Genomic DNA, 22,403 nt, shown 5'->3' on the forward strand with positions numbered 1-22,403 from the left:
CTCCGCCTGGTCTGCCGCCAAAATGTCGGTGATTATTTTTCAAGAACGGGAATCTTGCCGATTCTTTGCTGCCAGATTTTGGGCGCCGACTGATGAATCGACTCGCCCCGGCTGTCAACCGCCACCGTCACCGGCATGTCTTCGACGACAAATTCATGAATCGCTTCCATGCCGAGGTCTTCGAAGGCCACAACACGGGATTGACGTATCGCTTTCGACACCAGATAAGCGGCGCCGCCTACCGCGATCAGATAAACGGCCCGATGGGCCTTGATCGCCGCAATGGCCGAAGGCCCCCGCTCGGCCTTGCCGATCATGCCCAGCAAGCCGGTGTGGGCCAGCATGGCGTCGGTAAACTTGTCCATGCGAGTTGCCGTGGTCGGACCGGCAGGCCCTACGACTTCATCCCGAACCGGATCGACCGGCCCTACGTAATAGATGAATTTATTGGTAAAGTCGACCCCTTCCGGCAAAGGCTGGCCTTGTTCGAACAGTTCGACCATGCGTTTGTGCGCCGCGTCCCGCCCGGTCAGCAAGGTCCCGCTCAGCAGCAGGGTCTCGCCCGGCTTCCAGGCGGCCACCTCGCTCAGGGTCAGCGTATCCAGATGGACCCGGCGGGAACCTGCGCCGGCTTCCCGTGTGATCAGGGGCCAATCTTCCAGACGGGGCGGCTTGAGCTCGGCAGGCCCCGAACCGTCCAACACAAAATGCGCATGGCGGGTGGCCGCGCAATTCGGAATCATCGCGACCGGTTTGTTGGCCGCATGCGTCGGATAATCCCTGATTTTAATGTCCAGCACGGTGGTCAGCCCGCCCAGTCCCTGCGCGCCGATGCCCAGCGCATTCACCTTCTCGTAGAGTTCCAGGCGCAGTTCCTCAAGCCGGCTGGCGGATCCTCGGGCGATCAGCTCCTGGATGTCGATGGTTTCCATGCAAGCCTGCTTCGCCAGCAGCATCGCTTTTTCGGCGGTGCCGCCGATGCCGAGCCCCAGGATGCCGGGCGGACACCAGCCGGCTCCCATCGCCGGAACCGTGTTTAATACCCAGTCGACGATGCTGTCCGACGGGTTCAGCATGGCAAATTTCGCTTTGGCTTCGGAACCTCCGCCTTTGGCCGCGACATTCACTTCCACCTTGTCGCCCAGGACCGTTTCCATGTGCACCACGGCCGGCGTATTGTCCCCGGTATTAATGCGCAGGCCGGCCGAATCCTTCAGAACGGAAGCTCTGAGCACGTTGTCCGGATGCCGATAGGCACGCCTGACGCCTTCGTTCACCATGTCGGTGACCGACAGCTCCGCCTCCCAGCGGACGTCCATGCCGATTTTCAAAAACACGGTAACGATGCCGGTATCCTGGCATATCGGACGACGCCCTTCGGCGCACATCCTGGAGTTGATCAGAATTTGCGCCATCGCATCCCTGGCGGCCGGGCTTTGTTCTTTTCGGTAGGCTTCGTTTAAGGCGTTGATGAAATCGGGCGGATGATAATAGGAGATATACTGCAAAGAGTCGGCGACGCTCTGGATGAAATCGTCTTGTCTGATTACGCTCATGATCGGTCCGCTCTCGCGGCGGTATCGGGAAGTTGGGAACGGCCGGCGGCGCCGTCATCGGTGCGCCGCCGAGTGGATGCAGAATGTCGAGCCGGTTTACTGAAACTCGGTTTCATCCAGTTCTTCGAAAGAAGCGGAGGATTTGGAGAAATAGCTGGGCGCAATGCTGATCAGCATCGTTATCAGCGCGGCGACATACGGAACGGATTGCACCGACAACACCGCCATCCATAATTTGCCGCTCAGATTGTCGAAATGCTCGAGCGAGCCCATGCCCCAGATGCCCAGCGCCAACAGGGTCAGCAAGAAGATTTCCTGCCGGATGGTCATCAGGCCGGTAAAAAGAAGCCCGAGCTTTTCGTATTTCGGTGTGCGCATGAAAGGCTTGCCGGGAACGAACATGCCCTGCCATACGCCGCGCGCAACGGTATGAGTCAGCGCCAGCCCCGACAGCGAGGCGCCCAGAGACTGCCAGACCGAGCACGGAACGCGGACCTGATAAAGCCACAAGCTGCGCAGGACTTTAAAAGTAAACAAGCCGATCGTCGGCAGCAGGAAGGCGTTCACCGGAATCTCGCTATGGATCGGATCGAGGAAGATCAAACCGGTCAGAATCAGGCTGGCGCAGGTGAACACCAAGGCCAGCGCGTCCGAAAACCAGGGCAGCCAGCCGGCGATGAAATAATAACGCTGCGCCGAAGTCAGCGGCGATTTCTTGGTCGGCAGGAAACTGCGCCAGTGCGCCTTGATGATTTGCATCGCGCCGTAAACCCAGCGGAAGCGCTGAGTCATGTAACCGGACATCGTATCCGGCATCAGGCCGCGGCCGAACGATTCCTTGCAGTAAACCGAATCGTAGCCGGCTTCGTAGAGGCGCAAGCCCAGCTCGCTGTCCTCGCAGATGCACCATTCGGACCACTTGCCGACCTCCAGCAAGGCCGACTTTCTGATCATGGTCATCGTGCCGTGCTGAATAATCGCATTGTATTCGTTGCGTTGCACCATGCCGATATTGAAGAATCCCGCGTATTCCCAATAACAGTTCGATTTAAAGGTGCTGACGTGCAGATCCCGGTAATCCTGGGGCGACTGCACAAAACCGACGTTTTCGTTGTCGAAATAAGGCACCATGCTCTTCAGCCAGTCCGGCGACAGGACATAATCGCTGTCGATGATCGCGATGATTTCGGCATCGGGCGCGGTTTGCTCGAGCGCGTGATTGATGGCGCCGGCCTTGAATCCGGGCCAGTTTTCCAGATGGAAGAACCGGAACATCGGCCCCAATCGCTCGCAATCGGCCTTGACCGGTTCCCAAACGGCCGGATCCTTGGTATTGTTGTCCATGACCAGCACTTCCAGATTCGGATAATCCACCTTGGCGAGCGCTTCCAGCGTTTTCCGGACCATCATCGGCGGCTCGTTGTGAATCGGCAAGTGCAGGGACACCTTCGGGTATTTGAAATCGGGGCCCGGCGTCAGCGGCTTGAAGGTGCGGGCCGTCTGTCGATGCCAGACGACTTCGGCGATCTCCAGCGCTTCGATCAACAGGATGAAGACCGCGATGATCTGCATCAGGACCAGCAGCACCCAGAAAAGTATCGTCAGATTGGTCTGATATTGCTGGGCACCGATCGATACCGTCCAGAAAATCGTCGAGGCGGCCAGGTTGGCGATCAGCCCGAAAAACAGCATGCCGGGTAACTTGAGGGTCCGACGGGTGAACAGGAACAGTCCCATCAACACCACGCTGAAACCCGCCGCGCCTACCGCCCAGTGTTTCCAGCCGGGCAGCGCCAGCACCGCGCCTTCCATCGGGTATTTCGGCTGCCGGTCGGCATTGAATATCCCCCAGTAGGCGCCGGCCGAACCTTCGATCGCCATTTTCCACGGCTGGTCGAACGCCTCCACGATGTAATAAGCCAGATGCTCATCGGCCGCCCGGTTCAGGAACTCGCGCAAAAACCGGGCCTGATTGGTGCGGGACGCAGTCGCATGTTTATAGGGTTGGCCGTCCGAAGGCCAGCCGACTTCGGTAATCACGATCGGCTTGTTCGGATAGGCCTTTTGCAATTCGTAGTATTTCTCGAAGACGAAATCGACCGCATCTTCCGCAGCAATGCCGTTCCAGTAAGGCAGAATATGGGCGCCGATAAAATCGACTTCCTTGACCAGATCAGGATTTTTCAACCAGATGTCGAAGGTTTCCGACGTACTGACCGGCCGCCAGGTGCGTTTTTTCACCTCGCGGATGTATTCGATCAATTGCTCTTTCGGAATGTCGTCGCGGAACAGCACTTCGTTGCCAACCATGACCCGGACGATTTTCGGATTGTTTTGATTGCTGGCTTGCAGCAGGGCTTCGATTTCCTGACGGTTTTTTTCCAGGTTGCCGTCGATCCAGGCGCCGATGGTGGTATTCAAGCCGTGCTTGGCCGCCAGCTCGGGCACCTTGTGCAGGCCTTTGAGCATGCTGTACGTTCGAACCGCATGGACTTTGTTTTCGAGCAGCGCCAGATCTTCGTCGATTTGAGCTTCGGTCGGAAACAAATTGTTTTCCTGGGTGTATTCCTTCCGCCTGGGGTCGAAAGTCACCCCCATCGTCGTTTTCGTCCAGGACTTCAATTGCAGAGGGTTATTGATGTAGCTCCATATGCTGAAATTGACAAAAACGAGCAGGGCAATCGTAAATAATATGGATAATATTCTTTTCATCGAAGTTATTGGAACTTATGTTTTTTTAACATAAAGATCGGTAATCGTTCCGGTAATCATTTCGGCCGCGAACGCGAACGTCTCGGAAAGCACCGGATGGGGATGAACGGTCAGGCCGATGTCTTCGGCGTCGGCGCCCATTTCCAGCGCCAGCACCGCTTCGGAAATCAACTCCCCGGCATTGGGCCCGACCATGCCGGCACCCAGAATGCGGCCGGATTCCTTGTCGCACAGGATTTTAGTCAATCCTTCCTTGCGGCCCAGGCTCAGCGATCGCCCGCTGGCCGCCCACGGGAAGGTAGCTTTGTCGTATTCAATGCCCTGCTCTTTCGCCTGGTTTTCGGTCAGGCCCATCCAGGCCACTTCCGGATCGGTATAAGCCACCGCCGGAATCGTCAGGGCGTCGAAAGCGGCTTTGTGCCCGGCCGCCACTTCCGCGGCCACCTTGCCTTCATGCACGGCTTTATGCGCCAGCATCGGATTGCCGACGATGTCGCCGATCGCGAAAATATGCGGCACGTTGGTCCGCTGCTGCTTGTCGACCGGAATAAAGCCCTGTTCGTTGACCTGGACGCCCGCTTTTTCGGCATCGATCAGCTTGCCGTTGGGCCGGCGGCCGACCGCCACCAGGACGGCATCGAACAGCTCCGATTCCGGTGCCTCCTTGCCTTCGAAGAAAACCTTGAGGCCGTCTTCATTGGCCTCGATCGAAGCCACCTTGGTTTCCAGCCAGACGTTCTTGTATTGCTTCTTGATGCGCCGGAACAACGGCGTCACCAGATCCTTGTCGCAGCCGGGAATGATTTGATCCATCCATTCCACCACGCTGATTTCCGAACCGTAGGCGTGATAGACGGTGGCCATTTCCAGGCCGATGATGCCGCCGCCGACGATCAGCATTTTTTTCGGGATGCTTCGAATTTCCAGCGCGTCCGTTGAATCCATCAAGCGGGGATCGTCGTTCGGAAAATTGGGTATCCTGGCCGGATGCGAACCTGCGGCGATAATGGCCTGCTCGAAGCGGACCGTCTTGACGCCGTCCGCCGTTTCCACAGCCAGCGTATGGTCCGAACTGAACCGGCCGACTCCCTGGATCACGTTGACCTTACGCTGCTTGGCAAGCCCCGCCAGACCGCCGTTCAGCGTCTTGCTGATGTTCTCCTTCCAGGCGCGGATCTTGTCGAGATCGAGCGCGGGCTTGCCGAAACTGAGCCCGTGCTGTTCGAACTCCTCCGCCTCGTGAATGAGCAGGGCCGTATGCAACAGCGCTTTCGAGGGAATGCAGCCGACGTTCAGGCAGACGCCGCCCAGCACCGGGTAACGCTCGACCAGGGTGACCTGCTTGCCCAGATCGGCGGCGCGGAACGCGGCGCTGTATCCGCCCGGCCCGCCGCCTAAAACCAAAACTTCCGCGTTTAATTCAGAATCACTCATTTTCGGATGCCTCCATAGCTTCCTGTAGTCAAAGTAACAGGCGGCGAATATCGCCCAGATAATTTTTGATGGCGGCCATGAAACGAGCGCCTTCGGCGCCGTCGATCACGCGATGATCGTAAGTCAGATCGAGCGGCAGCATCAGGCGCGGCACGAATTCCTTGCCGTTCCAGACCGGCTGCATTTTCGCCCGGGTGACGCCGAGAATGGCCACTTCGGGGGCATTGACGATCGGTGTGAAGGCCGTGCCGCCGATACCGCCCAGGCTGGAAATGCTGATGCAGCCGCCCTGCATGTCGGCCGGCATCAACTTGCCTTGCCGTGCTTTTTCACTTTTTTCCGCCAATTCGGCCGCCAACTGGTTGATCGTTTTCTTGTCGGCGTCGCGCAGCACCGGCACTACCAGTCCGTTCGGCGTATCGACGGCAATGCCGATATTGCAATATTTCTTCAGGATCAGGTTTTCGCCGTCGCCGGACAACGAAGCATTGAAATTCGGAAACTGCTGCATTGCACCGACCAGCGCCTTGATGATGAACATCAAGCCGGTAATCTTGACTTCGCCGTTCTTTTTTTCCGCGTTGATCTGATTGCGGAACGCTTCCAGCTCGGTGATGTCGGCCTCGTCATGATAAGTCACCATCGGCAGGTTGAGCCAGACCCGGCTCAGATTCTGGCCGGTCAGGCGCTTGATCTTGCTGAGCTTGACCGTTTCAGTCTCGCCGAACGGAGCAAAATCGACCGGAGGAATCGGAGGAATTCCGGCACCGCCGGTGGCAACGCCTTCGGTCATGATCTTCTTGACGAAATTCTTGACGTCTTCCTTTAAAAGACGTCCCTTACGGCCGCTGCCGGCGCCGAGCCGGGTAACATCCACGCCCAGCTCGCGCGCGAAAAGACGGACCGAAGGAGAAGCATGGGGCGGACGGACCGAACCGGGTTCGGGCAACGGTTCGGGAAGAGCCGCCGGAGCGGGTTTCGGTGCCGGCTCCGGCGCTTTTTCGACTTTGGCAGGTTCCGCCGGCTTGGCTTCGGCGGCCGCTTTGGGCTCGGGCGCTTCGGCTTTAGCTTCGGCAGGCGCCGCCGCGCCGGCCTGCACCGTCGCAATCAGCGTTCCTTCCGAAACCTTGTCTCCTTTTTTGATGAAAACCTGCTGAACGGTGCCCGCCGCGCTGGACGGCAAATCCATGCTCGCCTTATCGGTTTCGAGCGTGGCCACCGTTTGTTCCAATTCGACCGTATCGCCGGGCTTGATCAGCACTTCGACGACGTCGATATCGGTCACGTTGCCGACGTCGGGAACTTTGATTTCGATTACATCAGTCATGGGTATCCTTCCGCTTATACTAACCAGGGCGCATTGACATCGGCATTCATGCCGTATTTGGCGATAGCCACTTCCACTTTGGCCGGATCGAATTGACCTGAATCCGCCAGACTCTTCAGGGCAGCAACCGTGACGTGGTAGCGGTCCACTTCGAAAAACCGCCTCAGGTTCTTCCGGGTATCGGACCGACCGAATCCGTCGGTGCCCAATACCGTGTAAGGCGAGGCAATATACGGGCGGATTTGTTCGGCAAAAGCCCGGCAATAATCGGTGGCCGCAATCACCGGACTCGGATCCTGACCGAGACAATGGGTCACGTGAGGCACGCGTGCCGTTTCGGTCGGATGCAGACGGTTCCAGCGGTGGCAGGACTGACCGTCCCGGGCCAGTTCGGTGAAACTGGTGCAGCTCCATAAATCCGCATCCACTCCCCAGTCGTCACGAAGCAGTTCCGCGGCAAACTCGACTTCACGAAAGATCGTGCCCGAACCCAATAAGCGTACCTTCGGCCCTTTCTTTTTGCCGCCCTGACGGAAACAATACATGCCCTTGAGAATATCCAGCTCGATGCCTTTCGGCATGGCCGGATGAGGGTAATTTTCGTTCATGATCGTGATATAGTAGAAGATGTCTTCCTGATTGACGTACATGCGGCGTAAACCGTCCTGGATTATGACGGCCAACTCGTAGGCATAAGTCGGATCATAAGAAACGCAATTGGGCACGGTTGCCGCCATTAAATGACTGTGGCCGTCCTCATGTTGCAGTCCTTCGCCGTTCAGCGTGGTCCGGCCGGCCGTGCCCCCCATCAGGAAGCCTCGGGTGCGCTGGTCCGCCGCCGCCCAGATCAAATCGCCGACGCGCTGAAATCCGAACATCGAGTAGTAGATGAAAAATGGAATCATCGGCACGTTGTGCGTGGAATAGGACGTGCCGGCCGCGATCCAGTCGCACAGGCCGCCCGCTTCGTTGATGCCTTCCTGAAGGACCTGGCCGTGCTTGTCCTCCTTGTAAAACATCAACTGATCGGCGTCCTGGGGCGTATACAACTGCCCTACCTGGGACCAGATGCCGAGCTGTCTGAACATGCCTTCCATGCCGAAGGTCCGCGACTCGTCCGGAACGATCGGCACGATGCGTTTCCCGATATTTTTGTCTTTGACCAGAATGTTCAGCATGCGCACGAACGCCATGGTCGTGGAAAATTCGCGGCCTTCCCCGCTCGCTTCCAGCAACGCTTTGAAATCGCTCAGCACCGGCACGTCCAGCGCGTAAGACTTGGCCCGTCTGGCCGGCAACGGTCCGCCCAACTCGGTGCGGCGCTGCATCATATACGCGAACTCCTTCGAGTCTTCGGGAAATTTAATGTAAGGCAGGTCGTGCATCTGCTCGTCGGTGACGGGCAAATCGTAGCGATCGCGGAAATGGCCGAGCGAGCTCTCGCTCATTTTCTTTTGTTGATGGGTGATGTTTTGCGCCTGGCCGGATTCGCCCATGCCGTAGCCTTTGATCGTTTTCGCCAGAATGACGGTCGGCTGGCCCTTGTGGTTGACCGCGGCATGGAAGGCAGCATAAACCTTGGAAGGATCGTGCCCGCCCCGGTTCAATTCCCAGATGTCGCGATCGGACCAGTCGGCGACCATCGCCTTCAATTCGGGCGTATTGAAAAAATGCTCTCTGACGTAGGCTCCGTCCTTGGCCTTGAACGTCTGATAATCGCCGTCGACGCAGGCCATCATCCGTGCCGCGAGCAAACCTTCGGTGTCTCTTGCCAGCAGCGCGTCCCAGCGCTGACCCCAGACCACTTTGATGACGTTCCAGCCGGCGCCTCGGAACTCGCTTTCCAGCTCCTGGATGATCTTGCCGTTGCCCCGGACCGGTCCGTCCAGCCGCTGTAAATTGCAGTTGACGACAAAGATCAGGTTATCCAGCTTTTCCCGTCCGGCCAACCCGATGGCGCCCAGGGATTCGGGCTCGTCGGTTTCGCCGTCGCCCACGAAGCTCCACACTTTGCGTTCCGAGGTATCGGCCAGGCCGCGATCCTGCAAATAACGCATGAAACGGGCCTGATAAATCGCCATGATGGGACCCAGCCCCATGGAAACCGTAGGAAATTGCCAGAAGTTCGGCATCAGCCACGGATGCGGATAAGACGACAAACCGTTTCCGCCCACTTCCTGGCGGAAATTGTTCATTTGCTCTTCCGTCAATCTGCCCATCAGAAAGGCGCGGGCGTAATCGCCCGGGGTTAGATGGCCCTGGGTAAAGATCAGGTCGCCGTCGTGCTGGTCGGAAGGCGCGCGCCAGAAATGGTTGTATCCGACATCGTATAAAGTGGCCGCAGAGGCGAAGCTGGCGATATGGCCTCCGACATTGGTATGCTTGTTCGCCCTCAGCACCATCATCATCGCATTCCAGCGGACATAGGAACGAATTTTCAATTCGATCTCATGATTGCCGGGGTATTTTGCCTGACTGGCGACGGGAATGGTATTGAGGTAAGCGGTGTTGGCACTGAAAGGGACGTCGAATCCCGAATGTCGGGTGACTGCAACCAGTTGTTCAATCAAGAAATGCGCGCGCTCGCTGCCGTCCTTGTCCAGTACTGCCTGCAATGCCTCGATCCATTCCCTGGTTTCTGCCGGATCAATGTCGTTTTGTCCGGTAATTTCAGAAATTAAACTCTTGGTCATCATTTTTTCCTGTTGAGGCGGCTTGTGTTTGACTTCATAAAATATTGTTCTAAATAAAGTTTCAACGGCTTTCCGGATTTATCCGATTTGGTGGCAACTCCGGCGTAAAACAATGGACAAGCCGAAAAAAATACACTTAAAATGTTGCATAGTATATACAAATGGCGGAGAGCATTGAACCTGTTTTGTAAAACTTAATCGGCCGTCTTGTGGCCGTAGATCTTGGCGGGCTGTCCGTGCCTTGATATTCGGCGGCCCTCGACTGGAACGCAAACTCTCGGCAATAAACAGGAAACAGTGTGTATCAACCGGAGTCCGGACGGAACGATCCGAACCCGGCGGCAAGTCGTCTTATGAAAGACAAGGCTTGAAAAGAACTAACGATTGCCCGGCATGCCTTTCAATAGCCATGCAATGAAGTTTTCCCGGTTGCGTGAACAGATGATGACTTTGCCTTTGCCGGAAAACTTGAGCACCATGCCTTCACCGCTGGTGACGCTGTTGACCAACTGCCCCAACAGCCCGCCGCTGCTTTGCGTAGCGACCGAGATCTCGTGATGCAAACGACTGTCCCAGGCCACCACGTGAGCATTGTCGATAATGACGTCCTGTCCGGGCTCCACGTCCAGTATAAAACTGGTGCCGAATCCCGACACGGCCAGCTTGCCTGCGCCGGTAGCCTCGCCGATAAAGAAACCGCCGGTCTGGCCGAACACGGCCGAGCCGAGGCCCTGAGTACGCACGTTCAACTGAACTCCGCTTTCGGCGGCGACGAAAGCGCCGTCGGAAATCATGTAATGGTTGTCGCCGACGTCCAGAATCTCGATAGCGCCGGGCAGGGTCGGCGACAAAAGACAATCGCCGCCGCCCCGAACGGCTTCGATGTGTTGCTGAAAAAAAGACTCGCCGTTGGCCAGACGGCGCATCAAAGCGCTGCCCAGGCCGCCAGTCATTTTTCCTTTGAGGTCCAGGGTGGCCTCCATCATCACCATGGCATTGGATTCACAATAAATCTTTTCGCCGCGCTGAAGGCTGACGTGCAGAAACGGATCGACGTCTCCGGTTACGGTAAATTGCGCCATGGATTATTATCTCCTTGATTTAATCAGCAGACTGTTGGACGCAGGGCTCGGCAACGCCTTATTCCGCCGCTATTTTTTGGCAATGGCATTCCAGGCGGCCAGCCAGGTTTGCGAAAGGTAGCTGTCGGCTTTCCTGTCAAGCTCTCCGGATAACACCATGCGCAAGGTGGTGTTGACTATTCCGAAAAAATAGGCGAAACACAATTGCGGAGCGATATTGCGGATTTCTCCTGCTTTGGCGCCCGCCTGAATGATTTTGATAATTTTGGTGAAAGGCGGCGTTTCCAGAACGGGTCTCTCATCCGGAAGAATTTCGCTGACGTTCAAAACCAGCAAAAACTGCATTACATCGGGTGCCTCGTCGGTCAGTTTGAATAACAAATCGACGATCGCCCGCAACTGCTCGGAGGGTTTCTGGCTTCTTCGCCGGATATCGTCGACCGAAATACTCAGGCTGTCGAAAATATTGGCATACAGGGCCGCGGCAATCGTCTGTTTGTTTTTGAAATGCTGGTAAAGAGCATTGGTCGTTTTCAGGCCGGCCGCATCGGCAATATCGCTCAACGAAGTATTAAAATAGCCTTTTTCAGCAAACAATTTCAAGGCCGCCAGTAATATCTCATCCTGCGCTTCGGCTTTCGTCTGAATGTCTTCTTTTTCCTTATCCATTATTATTCTTTCACAGCCCGTTCAATAGACTGTATCTTTATGGTTAGTCGAAATCCCGGCATTGAAAAAAACATACGGCGGGATTGAAATGCTTATTGCGTTTTGATCGCAGTCATCGCTGCGCACAGATAATTGACCATCGACCACAGCGTCAGCACGGCGGCGATATACAGCAAGGTATATCCCATCGCGTTGATCGGCAGCCCGAACAGGTCTTCACGGTACAGCAACATGCCGATGGCAACCATTTGCGCCGTGGTTTTCCATTTGCCCAGCGTGGAAACTTTCACCTTGGCCCGCTGGCCGATTTCCGCCATCCATTCCCGGAGGGAAGCGATGGTGATTTCCCGGCCGATAATGATCGCCGCCGGCACCGCCAGGTAAGGGTTGGCTTGCTGCTGTACGATCAAAACCAAAACGAAGGCGACCATCAGCTTGTCGGCCACCGGATCCAGGAAGGCCCCGAACGGGGTTTCCTGCTGCATCTTTCTGGCCAAATAACCGTCCAGCCAGTCGGTAATGCCGGCGCCGATAAAAATGGCGGTGCTGGCGATATTGGCATGGTCCCAGGGCAGATAGAACACGATCATCAATAAAGGAATCAGGGCGATCCTTAGCAATGTGAGATTCGTCGGTAGGTTAAATTCAATGGTCATCTTGATGATGAAAACTATCGTAAATTCGTTGCGCCAATTGACGACTGATGCCGTCTATGCTGGAAAGCGCATCCACACCCGCCTGAGTCACGCCTTGCAGCCCCCCAAATTGTTTTAATAATAGCTGACGCCTCTTGGGCCCCAGGCCTTCAATCGACTCCAGCGCGGAACGTTTCTTTATTTTGCCCAGACGCTGACGGTGCCCGGTAATCGCAAAGCGATGGGCCTCGTCCCGGATGTGCTGGATGAGCAGCAAGCCGCTGGCTCCGGGAGTCACCGGCAGCGGCCGGTCCTGATCGGCCAGAATCAGCTTTTCCATGCCGGGCTTTCGGTCCGGACCTTTGGAAATGCCGACTATCATAACATTGTTTATGTCTAATTCCGCTAATGCCTTTTGCGCTTCATGCACTTGCCCTTTACCGCCGTCGATGAACAGGACGTCCGGAGCTTCGTGTTCGCCCTGCTTCAAGCGCTTGAACCGGCGTAAGACCGCCTGATGGATGGCGGCGTAATCGTCGCCTCCGGCCACGCCTTCGATGTTGAATCGGCGGTAAGCGGATTTGACCGGCCCTTCCCGGTCAAAAACGACGCAGGAAGCCACCGTCTGATCGCCGTGATGATGGCTGATGTCGAAACACTCCAGACGCCTCGGCAGTTCCGGACAGCCCAATTCTTCCTGCAAATTCAAAAAGCGTGCGTACAGCCCCTGTTTGTCGGCCAATTTGTTCTGCAACGACGTTTCGGCGTTGGCCAAAGCCATCTGCAGCCATTTCAGACGTTCTCCCCGGACATTGAAAGAAATGGCAACCCCATGTTTCGATTGCTGCGCCAGCACGTCGGCCATCAGTTCGGCTTCCGCCAGTTCGTGGCTGACGATCAATTCGTGCGGGGCTTGCCTGTCCAGATAATATTGCGGGATAAACGCTTCCAAAACGGCCGCCGGATCATGCGCATCCGACATCTTGGGAAAAAACTGCTTGTTCCCCAGATGCTGGCCGTTGCGGATGAAAAACACCTGGATGCAAGCCAGATTTCCCTTGGCGGCGCAGGCAATGATGTCCACGTCGCCCCGTTCTCCATGGACAAAGTTTTTCTCCAGCACCGCCCTCAATTTGCCGATCTGGTCGCGGTAGACCGCAGCCTGCTCGAATTGCAGAGCGGCCGCCGCCCTTTCCATTTTGACGATCAACTGCTCGATCAATACCCCGCCTTTTCCTTCCAGAAACAGAATGGTGCCTTCGACGTCCTGCGCATAGGCCGCTTTATCGATCAATCCTACGCAGGGCGCGGTGCAGCGTTCGATCTGGTATTGCAGGCACGGACGCGTGCGATTTTGAAAAACCGAATCTTCGCACTGCCTCACCGGAAAAATTTTCTGCAGCAGCTTCAGACTTTCTCTTACCGCGCCGACGCTGGGATAAGGTCCGAAATACTTGCCGCCTCTTTTTTTGGCGCCGCGGTGGAAGGTAATTTGCGGGAAATCGTGAGGACTGGACAAAAATATGTACGGATAGGATTTGTCGTCCCGCAAGCAGATGTTATAGCGGGGCTTATGGCGCTTGATCAGTTGCGATTCCAGCAACAAGGCCTCGCCTTCGGTGTGGGTCACCGTCACTTCCACCGCTGCGATTCTGGCCACCATCGTTTGCTGCTTGATGGAAGTCGAGTGGCTTTTAAAATAACTCGAAACGCGGTTCTTGAGATTTTTCGCCTTGCCGATGTAAATAATCTCGCCTTCCTCATTCAGCATTTTATAAATGCCGGGACGAGTCGTCAGGTTTTTGATAAAGCCTTTGGCATCAAAGGCGTTTTCTGGAATATCGGTACTTGCCATGAAACGGGAACTCCGGCAGAGGCGTCTACACGCCACCTTTTGATAAAATAACTTCCTGACCGTAAACGAAACATAACCGGCTTTTCCTGGTCGGTCGTTTGACGGAAATCAATCGTGCCTATCCGTCAGAGGCCTATGAGCAAATCGGCGCCTCCAAGTTTCACTCCGCGGCTTTATCACCGCCGCAAAACAACCGGCGCCGACGGTCCGGTCATCGGACCGAGCCGGATGTTCGATCGGCATACAAGACCGGGCAGTCATTGAAATGGTTTTATCCGACTCTAAATCAGCATTTATCAATAGCCGGCAATGCCAACGTCCCGACCGGCTCCATTGTCTCCGGCTTTTCTCGAATATAAAAATCGAGTCAATCCTAATACGCCCGGCCAATTTATCGGCATCTTCCCTGTCTCCCGAAGTCGTCGACTATTTTAATAGACAAATTTACGAAACTCGGCATTAACCAAACCTGTCATAAAAATGACGAATTGTGTCAGTTACCATCATTTATTTCAAATTCATGGGGTACAGATAAAAGAATTTTCGTCATTGGTATAAAGCTTGCTTTTTGAATACAGAGGCCGGTCAACGGTCTTTAGTTATTCTGGCCGTAATTGATATGACTCATTGGAGACCCACTATGTTTGATGACGATATGCACGATTTGAATGATCTCGATTATGAAGATATGGACGACTTACCCTTACTGGATCATATTGAATGGAATCATTATTCGAATGAAGACGAGGCCGTCGATGATTCCGACTCGATGTTCTGGCTCGAAGAGTAAGAACGGCATTTTTTTCTTTATTATCGAACTAAGGCGCAGAGCCCGGAAAGAACGATACATCAGCGAAGATAGCGAGTTTCATGGACCGCATTCAAGACTTGACTTGTCGCTTTCGACATTTTGGTTTCAAGCCGACATTCACGGCCAGTTCGCATGATGCCCGCCTTAGTTCACGCCTTTCTGGGCGATATTACCCGCCTGCCCTTGGACGCGATCGTCAATGCGGCGAATCCTTCCTTGTTGGGTGGCGGCGGCGTCGACGGTGCCATTCATCGTGCGGCCGGACCTGAACTGACCGCCGAATGCCGGCTTCTCGGCGGCTGTAAGACCGGAGAGGCCAAACTCACCAAGGGCTACCGGCTTCCTGCAAGATACGTCATTCATACCGTCGGCCCCGTATGGCGCGACGGCCGTCATGGCGAGCCCGAACTGCTGGCCTCCTGTTACCGGCGATCCCTCGAAGTGGCCTCGGAACACGGCATTCGCAGCATCGCATTTCCCGGTATCAGCACGGGAATTTACGACTATCCGGTCGAACTTGCCGCAAAGGTTGCGGTTGACGCAGTGCTGTCTTTCTTAGTCAAATCCGATTCGCTTGAAGAAATCGTTTTTTGCTGTTTTTCGGCGCCGGATCTAGCCGTTTACGAAAGTCTTCTCGCTTCCGAGCGAAGCTAAAGAACGCTCCTTTTTCTCCTTGCAGACCGTTTCATCTCCGGTGAAGATTGTGCAGGGAATCGAATCTTTAATTTTCAAATATGCCGCGAATTTTCCGGAAAAATCCGAAATCTCGTCGTGAACGAGAGAATGGCTTATATTTTTCGGACAAAAGAAGCGGAAAGAGCTATCATGGCACCTTTACTGTTCATTATAGGTTTTATCCATGCAAGTAGCAGACAATATGGCTGTTTCCATCCATTACACCCTGACAAACGACGACGGTGAAGTTATCGACAGCTCGGTTGGAGACGACGCCTTGGTTTATCTCCACGGCCAAGGCAATATTATTTCGGGTCTGGAACAGGCGCTTTACGGCAAAGAAGTCGGGGACAAATTCAATGTCCGCATCCCCGCTGAAGAGGCTTATGGCGAATTTATGGAAGAGAGGGTTCAAGTGATTCCGCGCTCGATGTTCGAAGGCATCGACGAATTGGAGGTCGGGATGAAATTCCATGCCGACGTCAGTTCAGGTCCCGGCGTGGTCTCGATCGTAGCCATTGACGGCGACGACGTCACCATCGACGGCAATCATCCGCTGGCCGGAATGGCTTTAACGTTCGATGTCGAAATCGTCGACGTCCGGCCCGCCAGCCGTGAAGAGATAGCGCATGGACACATTCATGGTCCGGGCGGCCATCATCACTGAGATAAAACGGCGCCGGTCCGGGCACCTGCTCTTTGTTACGGGAATCCGGACCGTTTCTTAAAGCTGTTTTGGCAGATAATAACGAGGGGAAGATGAATAAGGACGCAATCCCCGGTAAACCGCCATCCGACCTTTGGATTCGGGCCGGTTCGATCCCGGCCTTATCGGCCAGGGCATAACGCTGCGTTTCAATCGATTATTTCACAGGTGCTGCTCGCGGCATCGACCCGATCGCGCAATTCTTTCCCCGGTTTAAAATGGGGTACGTATTTTTTTGATAAAGCGACCGATTCGCCTGTTTTGGGGTTACGGCCCATTCGGGGCGGCCGCAAGTGTAATGAAAAACTGCCGAATCCTCTTATCTCGATTCTTTCTCCCGAGGACAAGGCCTGATTCATTTTTTCGATGATGCATTTTACTGCCAATTCGACGTCTTTCAACGGCAGATGAGGCTGTTGCCTGGCAAGCGCTTCAATTAATTCGGATTTTGTCACTGTCTATCCCGTAAAAAAATAATGTCGAAAGGGCATGCCCCAAAGGCATGCCCTCTCTTAGTTTTTATTTTTCTATTTGTTTAAAGATATCACCCAGTGTCGGGGTGCCAGCGGACTGTTGAGAATAATCTTTGATGGCGTGGCTTTCTTCATCTTGATCTTTGGCTTTTATGGATAAAGAAATCGACTTGCTCTTCTTGTCGACACCGATGAATTTGGCTTCGATTTCTTCGCCTTCCTTCAACAGGGTGCGAGCATCTTCAACGCGGTCGCGCTGAATTTCGGAAGCCCGAATGTAACCTTCCACGTGATCGGCCAAAGTAACGACCGCACCTTTGGCGTCGACTTCCTTGATGGTGCCTTTAACGAGGCTGCCTTTCTCGTGAGTAGCCAGGAAGTTCTGGAACGGATCCTGTTCGAGTTGCTTGATGCCGAGGGATATGCGCTCGCGCTCGGAATCGACCGCCAGAATGACGGTTTCCAGTTCATCGCCTTTTTTGAATTCACGAACGGCCGCTTCTCCGTCATCGGCCCACGAAATGTCCGACATGTGCACCAGGCCGTCGATGCCGCCTTCCAGGCCGATGAAGATGCCAAAGTCGGTAATCGACTTGATCTTTCCGGTAATTTTATCGCCTTTGTTGTGAGTCGCGGCAAATTCGTCCCACGGATTGACTTTGCATTGCTTCATGCCCAACGAAATACGGCGGCGTTCCTCGTCGATTTCCAGGACCATGACCTCAACCTCGTCGCCCAGTTGGACGAGTTTGGATGGATTGACGTTCTTGTTGGTCCAGTCCATTTCGGAAACGTGCACCAGGCCTTCCACGCCTTCTTCGATTTCGACAAAGCAGCCGTAATCGGTCAGATTGTTCACCTTGCCGAATACGCGGGTTCCTGCAGGATAACGGCGGGCAATGTTTTGCCATGGATCTTCACCCATTTGCTTCATGCCCAGCGAAACGCGATTCTTGTCTTTGTCGTATTTCAAGACCTTGACTTTGATTTCCTGGCCGATTTCCACGCATTCGGAAGGATGGCGGACGCGACGCCAAGCCATGTCGGTGATGTGCAGCAAGCCGTCGATGCCGCCCAGATCGATAAAGGCGCCGTAATCGGTGAGGTTTTTGACCACGCCGGTAACGATTGCGCCTTCTTCCAGTGTTTTCAGCAATTCTTCCCTCTCTGCGCTGTATTCCTTTTCGACGACGGCGCGGCGCGACAGAACTACGTTATTCCGTTTTTGATCGATTTTGATAACCTTGAATTCCAGATCGCGGTTTTCCAGGAAAGTGGTGTCTCTTACCGGACGTACGTCCACCAGCGAGCCGGGTAAAAACGCTCTCAGGGCGCCGACGGCCACGGTAAAACCGCCGCGAACTTTACCGGTAATGCGGCCTACGATAGTGGCTTGCTTTTCATAGGCATTTTCCAGTTCAAACCAGGCTTTGTTTTTCTTCGCTTTATCTCGGGAAAGCAGCGTGGCGCCCAGACCGTCTTCGAAAAGATCCAGGGCAACTTCGACTTCGTCACCTATTGCAACTTCCAGTTCCCCATCGTTGTTCAGAAACTGCCATTTTGGAATGACGCCTTCCGATTTGGAATGGGTGCTGACGATAACCATATCGTTATCGATATCAACAACGGTTCCGATCAACATGTCGCCGGGCGACATCTTGGTCTTGTTTAAATTTTCTTCAAGTAACGCAGCAAAGCTTTCGCTCATTTTCTATTTTCCCAAGCCTGTCGAAAATCGACCTGGCCTTTCATATCAAAGTTAAAAAACACATCTTCGATTAGCTTAATCGAAATGTGGACGGTTCATAATCCTATCGGATTAAATTCAGAATTTCCTCGATCACCGACTCGATGGTCATTGCCGAGGAATCAATATAAACGGCATCGCTCGCCATCGCCAACGGAGCCGACTCTCGTTCCATGTCCCGGCGATCCCGTTCCTCAATTTCCAGGGTAATTTGCGATAGATTAGCATCAATTCCTTTTTCGATCAACTGTTTATATCGTCTTGACGCTCTTTCCCGGGCGCTGGCGGTCAAATAAACCTTGGTTTCCGCATCCGGAAAGACGACGGTTCCCATATCGCGACCGTCCGCCACCAAGCCGGGGGACTTTTTAAAATCCCGTTGTTTTTGCAGCAATCGGCTCCTGACTTCCGGCATGGAAGCGACGATGGACGCGATTTTGCCCGTACTTTCCAGCGGAATTTCCGCCGTGATGTCCACGCCATTCAGTCTGACAACCAGCTCAGCGCCGCAATCAAACTCTAACACCATGGACTCCGCGACTCGGGCAATGGCCGCCGCATCATTCATGTCGATCGCCTGTTTTTGCACCGCAACGGCCAACGAACGATAAATCGAGCCGCTGTCCAGATAATGCCAGCCGAGCTGTTTGGCCACCCGGCGACTGACGGTGCCCTTGCCCGCGCCGCTCGGCCCGTCGATGGTCAGAACCGGTACGGACATCAGGACTCCTCGGAAACCAGATCCAGACCCAAGCTTGTAACCAGTTGTTTGAACTCCCGGAAGGACGTGTTCACATTGGCACAGTCCAGTATGGTAATCGGAGCGCCGGCGCGGAGGCCGGCAATGGAAAACGACATGGCTATCCGATGGTCGCCGTGGGAATCGACGACGCCGCCGCCTATCTTGCCGCCTCCCTGAATGATCATGCCGTCCGCCGTAGGCTGGGCGTCGACGCCTAAAATCTTTAAACCGTCCGCCATTACCTGAATCCGGTCCGATTCCTTGACTCTGAGTTCCTCGGCTCCCGACAAGCGCGTTTGGCCTTCGGCGCAGGCGGCAGCCACGAACAGCACGGGAAACTCGTCGATTGCAAGAGGCACCAGTTCTTCAGGAATGTCGATTCCTTTCAACGGACTGTACACGACGTGCAGATCGGCTACCGGCTCTCCGCCCACCAGGCGCTCGTTCAAGATCTCGATGTGGGCACCCATCAGTTTCAGTATGTCGATCACGCCGGTCCGGGTCGGGTTGATGCCGACGTGCTTGAGCGTTAAATCGGAGCCCGGGGCAATGGAAGCGCCGACCAGAAAAAACGCGGCCGAAGAAATGTCGCTGGGCACGTCGATGTCGCTGGCCGTCAGCTTGCCTTCGGCGTTAATGGTGATTTTGTTGCCTTGTTTCCTGACCGGATAGCCGAAGCCGGACAGCATGCGCTCGGTATGATCCCGCGTCGGAGCCGGTTCGGTCACGCTGGTTTCGCCCTGGGCGTACATGCCGGCCAGCATCAGGCAGGATTTGACCTGAGCGCTGGCCATCGGCATCACGTAATCGATGCCTTTCAATTGCCCCGCCTTGCCGGTGATGTGCAGCGGCGCGGTGCCCCGCTCCGTCGTTTTAATTTCGGCGCCCATCATGGCCAGGGGCTCGGTCACCCGCTTCATCGGCCGGCCCGACAACGACTTGTCTCCGGTCAACACCGTGTTAAACGGCTGACCGGCGAGCAAACCGCTCAGCAGACGCATGGAGGTGCCCGAGTTACCGAGATACAATTCGTTTTTCGGCGCTTTCAAGCCGTGCTTGCCGACGCCGTGTATGGTCAGCTCGCCGTTCACGGGGCCTTCGATTCGAACCCCCATGTCGCGAAACGCCTGCAATGTCGCCAAGGCGTCCTCTGCTTCAAGAAAACCTTTAACGTGAGTGACGCCTTCGGCCAGAGAACCCAGCATGATCGAACGATGCGACATGGATTTGTCGCCCGGCACCCGCGTCTCGCCTTGTAGGTTACCGCCCGGATTTACTTTGAATGTGATTGTTTTTGTCATATTAGCTTTCAAATTGGTCAAGGAAACGCTGCCTGGCACTTCTGGCATACGTAAAGGTTTCAAAAAGCTGCGGAAAATCATCGTTTGCAAGCAGCCGTTCTATTTTATCCAGTTCACCTTTCAATTGTTGAATTAATGGAATAAGCTGATCTTTGTTGGCGGAACAGATATCCAGCCACATGTTCGGGTCGCTGGAGGCGATCCGGGTGAAATCCCTGAAACCGCCTGCCGCGTATTTAAAAATTTCGGTTTGTTCATCCTTTCGGCCCAGCAGGTCGACCAGAGCGAAGGCCAGAATATGGGGCAAATGACTGGTGGCCGCCAGAATGGCGTCGTGATGTCCGGCATCCATGACCGACACCACCGCCCCCATCCGCTCCCAGAACACGGTAACGGTTTGCAGGGCGCGGGCCTGGGTATGATCCAGCGGCGTCAGAATCAGGCGTTTGTTCCGAAACAAATCGTCCACCGAAGCTTCCACGCCGCTGTGTTCGGCGCCGGCAATGGGATGGGCGGGCACCAGATTTTCCGGAACCCTTCCGAATACACGCTCGGCCGCGGCGATCACGTTGCCTTTGGTGCTGCCAACGTCGGTATAAACCGCCTCTTCCGACCAGTAAGGCTTCAGCAGAGTCAAAATATTTTCGATGGCTCCGACCGGGGTGGCGATAACGATTCCGTCCGCCCCTTGCAGCGCGCTTTCAATGTCAAAATAAAAATCATCGACGACCTGGAGGCGCCTGGCCGTCTCCAGATTATTGCCGTCCTGCGGCCGGCCGAAGCCGACAATGCTTCTCGCCAGGCCATGCCGGCGGGCAGCGCGCGCGATGGAGCCGCCGATCAGACCGACGCCGATAATGCACAATCGGTTAAACATTATTCAGACAGTCCGTCAACGCCTGAAGAAACAACTGATTTTCTTCCGCAGTGCCTATACTGACGCGCAGGTGGTTGGGCATCTCGTAATTGGCCACCGGTCTGACGATGATTCCCTTGCGCAACAGGGCTTCATAGATGGGCTGGCCCGGCTCGCTCAAATCCACCGAAACGAAATTACCTGCCGAAGGAATCCATTTCAGGCCCAGATTCTTGAAGCCCTCGGTTAACTGCTGCATGCCGAGCGTATTGACCTGAAGGGTATTCTGCAAATGTTCAGTGTCTTCCAGCGCCGCTTCCGCCGCCACCAGAGCCAGCGTATTGTTGTTGAAAGGCTGGCGGACCCGATTCAAAATATCGGCCATTTCCGGACTGGAAAAACTGTAACCGACCCGTAATCCCGCAAGTCCGTAGGCTTTCGAAAACGTGCGGGTAATGATTAAATTGGGATATTTCCTCAGCCAGGCAATGGAATCGTCCTGACCCCGGTCGGCGACAAATTCGAAATAGGCCTCATCCAAAACGCAAATGCAGGTTTCAGGTAGGGCTTCGATAAAACGCTGCAAATCGGCCTGGGCCAGCAGGGTGCCGGTCGGATTGTTCGGATTGGCGATGAAAACCAGCCGGGTTTTCTCGTTCACTTTGTGCAGCATCGCCGCCAGATCGTGACCGAAATTGAGGGCCGGGACCACTACCGCCGTAGCGCCCACCGCCTGGGTAACGATCGGATAAACGGCGAAGGCGTGCTGGGAGAACAACACTTCCAGTTCGGGCGTCAAAAACGCGCGCGCAACCAGCTCCAGAATTTCATTGGAACCGTTACCCAAGGTGATCTGTGCCGGATCGACGTCGAATTTCCTGGCCAGCGCGTTCTTCAAGCGATAGCCGCTGCCGTCGGGGTACAGCGACAATTGGGGCAGCTCCGCCTGTATCGCGGCCATGGCTTTTTTACTGGGCCCCAGCGGATTTTCATTCGAGGCCAGCTTGACGACACGTTTGAGTCCCAGCTCGCGTTCCAGTTCTTCAATGGGTTTGCCGGGCTTGTAGGGGACTAATTGCTGAACGCCGGCGACGGCAAGCTGGTATATAGAATCGTTTCTTTTCATAAC

At 55.0% G+C, this 22,403-nt stretch carries 18 protein-coding genes; 3 read left to right on the forward strand and 15 right to left on the reverse strand.

What is annotated here, in order from left to right; genetic code table 11:
• Positions 1-32: 32 nt before the first annotated feature.
• The 9 genes from A3OW_RS0108010 to uvrC form a co-directional block, all read right to left on the reverse strand.
• Entirely contained in the window at positions 33-1,556 is a 1,524-nt protein-coding gene (locus A3OW_RS0108010; RefSeq protein WP_020562911.1) for a fumarate hydratase, read from the reverse strand.
• A 96-nt stretch (positions 1,557-1,652) separates the two neighbouring features.
• Positions 1,653-4,268 (reverse strand): glycosyltransferase, encoded by a 2,616-nt coding sequence (locus A3OW_RS0108015; protein WP_020562912.1) that lies wholly within the window; start codon positions 4,266-4,268, stop codon positions 1,653-1,655.
• Positions 4,269-4,283: 15 nt separating this feature from the next.
• The gene (gene lpdA / locus A3OW_RS0108020) at positions 4,284-5,702 is read right to left on the reverse strand and encodes a dihydrolipoyl dehydrogenase (RefSeq protein ID WP_020562913.1); all 1,419 of its coding nucleotides are present in this window, start codon (positions 5,700-5,702) and stop codon (positions 4,284-4,286) included.
• A gap of 28 nt (positions 5,703-5,730) precedes the next feature.
• Positions 5,731-7,029 (reverse strand): dihydrolipoyllysine-residue acetyltransferase, encoded by a 1,299-nt coding sequence (gene aceF, locus A3OW_RS0108025; RefSeq protein ID WP_020562914.1) that lies wholly within the window; start codon positions 7,027-7,029, stop codon positions 5,731-5,733.
• A gap of 14 nt (positions 7,030-7,043) precedes the next feature.
• Positions 7,044-9,722 carry a pyruvate dehydrogenase (acetyl-transferring), homodimeric type gene (gene aceE, locus A3OW_RS0108030; RefSeq protein WP_020562915.1) on the reverse strand — a complete coding sequence of 893 codons (2,679 nt, stop codon included), beginning with the start codon at positions 9,720-9,722 and terminating at the stop codon, positions 7,044-7,046.
• A gap of 377 nt (positions 9,723-10,099) precedes the next feature.
• Positions 10,100-10,804, reverse strand: coding sequence for a TIGR00266 family protein (locus A3OW_RS0108035; protein ID WP_020562916.1), 705 nt, complete (start codon positions 10,802-10,804; stop codon positions 10,100-10,102).
• A 69-nt stretch (positions 10,805-10,873) separates the two neighbouring features.
• Positions 10,874-11,473, reverse strand: a complete 600-nt coding sequence (locus A3OW_RS0108040; protein ID WP_020562917.1) for a TetR/AcrR family transcriptional regulator — start codon at positions 11,471-11,473, stop codon at positions 10,874-10,876.
• 92 nt (positions 11,474-11,565) lie between these two features.
• The gene (gene pgsA, locus A3OW_RS0108045; protein WP_020562918.1) at positions 11,566-12,129 is read right to left on the reverse strand and encodes a CDP-diacylglycerol--glycerol-3-phosphate 3-phosphatidyltransferase; all 564 of its coding nucleotides are present in this window, start codon (positions 12,127-12,129) and stop codon (positions 11,566-11,568) included.
• Positions 12,119-13,963, reverse strand: a complete 1,845-nt coding sequence (uvrC, locus tag A3OW_RS0108050; RefSeq protein WP_020562919.1) for an excinuclease ABC subunit UvrC — start codon at positions 13,961-13,963, stop codon at positions 12,119-12,121. Before uvrC ends, pgsA begins: the two co-directional genes overlap by 11 nt.
• Before the next feature lie 640 nt (positions 13,964-14,603).
• Here uvrC and A3OW_RS27695 point away from each other — a divergent pair.
• From A3OW_RS27695 to slyD, 3 genes are all read left to right on the forward strand, one after another.
• On the forward strand, positions 14,604-14,753 hold the full coding sequence (locus tag A3OW_RS27695) for a hypothetical protein (RefSeq protein WP_020562921.1): 150 nt from the start codon (positions 14,604-14,606) through the stop codon (positions 14,751-14,753).
• Between the two features lie 153 nt (positions 14,754-14,906).
• Complete coding sequence (locus A3OW_RS0108065; RefSeq protein ID WP_020562922.1) at positions 14,907-15,428, forward strand: O-acetyl-ADP-ribose deacetylase; 522 nt, start codon at positions 14,907-14,909, stop codon at positions 15,426-15,428.
• Positions 15,429-15,633: 205 nt separating this feature from the next.
• Positions 15,634-16,116, forward strand: a complete 483-nt coding sequence (gene slyD / locus A3OW_RS0108075) for a peptidylprolyl isomerase (protein ID WP_026223419.1) — start codon at positions 15,634-15,636, stop codon at positions 16,114-16,116.
• Between the two features lie 188 nt (positions 16,117-16,304).
• On the opposite strand, the gene A3OW_RS0108080 is transcribed toward slyD, so the two are convergent.
• From A3OW_RS0108080 to hisC, 6 genes are all read right to left on the reverse strand, one after another.
• Positions 16,305-16,610, reverse strand: coding sequence for an integration host factor subunit beta (locus A3OW_RS0108080; protein ID WP_020562925.1), 306 nt, complete (start codon positions 16,608-16,610; stop codon positions 16,305-16,307).
• 64 nt (positions 16,611-16,674) lie between these two features.
• Complete coding sequence (gene rpsA, locus A3OW_RS0108085; protein WP_020562926.1) at positions 16,675-18,336, reverse strand: 30S ribosomal protein S1; 1,662 nt, start codon at positions 18,334-18,336, stop codon at positions 16,675-16,677.
• A gap of 103 nt (positions 18,337-18,439) precedes the next feature.
• On the reverse strand, positions 18,440-19,096 hold the full coding sequence (cmk, locus tag A3OW_RS0108090; protein WP_020562927.1) for a (d)CMP kinase: 657 nt from the start codon (positions 19,094-19,096) through the stop codon (positions 18,440-18,442).
• Positions 19,096-20,418, reverse strand: coding sequence for a 3-phosphoshikimate 1-carboxyvinyltransferase (aroA, locus tag A3OW_RS0108095; protein WP_020562928.1), 1,323 nt, complete (start codon positions 20,416-20,418; stop codon positions 19,096-19,098). The genes cmk and aroA overlap by 1 nt, the downstream gene beginning before the upstream one ends.
• A 1-nt stretch (position 20,419) precedes the next feature.
• A complete protein-coding gene (locus A3OW_RS0108100; RefSeq protein WP_020562929.1) occupies positions 20,420-21,295 on the reverse strand; it encodes a prephenate dehydrogenase in 876 nt (291 codons plus the stop codon).
• On the reverse strand, positions 21,288-22,400 hold the full coding sequence (gene hisC / locus A3OW_RS0108105; RefSeq protein WP_020562930.1) for a histidinol-phosphate transaminase: 1,113 nt from the start codon (positions 22,398-22,400) through the stop codon (positions 21,288-21,290). Before hisC ends, A3OW_RS0108100 begins: the two co-directional genes overlap by 8 nt.
• Positions 22,401-22,403 lie beyond the last annotated feature (3 nt).

Source organism: Methylosarcina fibrata AML-C10, from assembly GCF_000372865.1.
GTDB lineage: Bacteria > Pseudomonadota > Gammaproteobacteria > Methylococcales > Methylomonadaceae > Methylosarcina > Methylosarcina fibrata.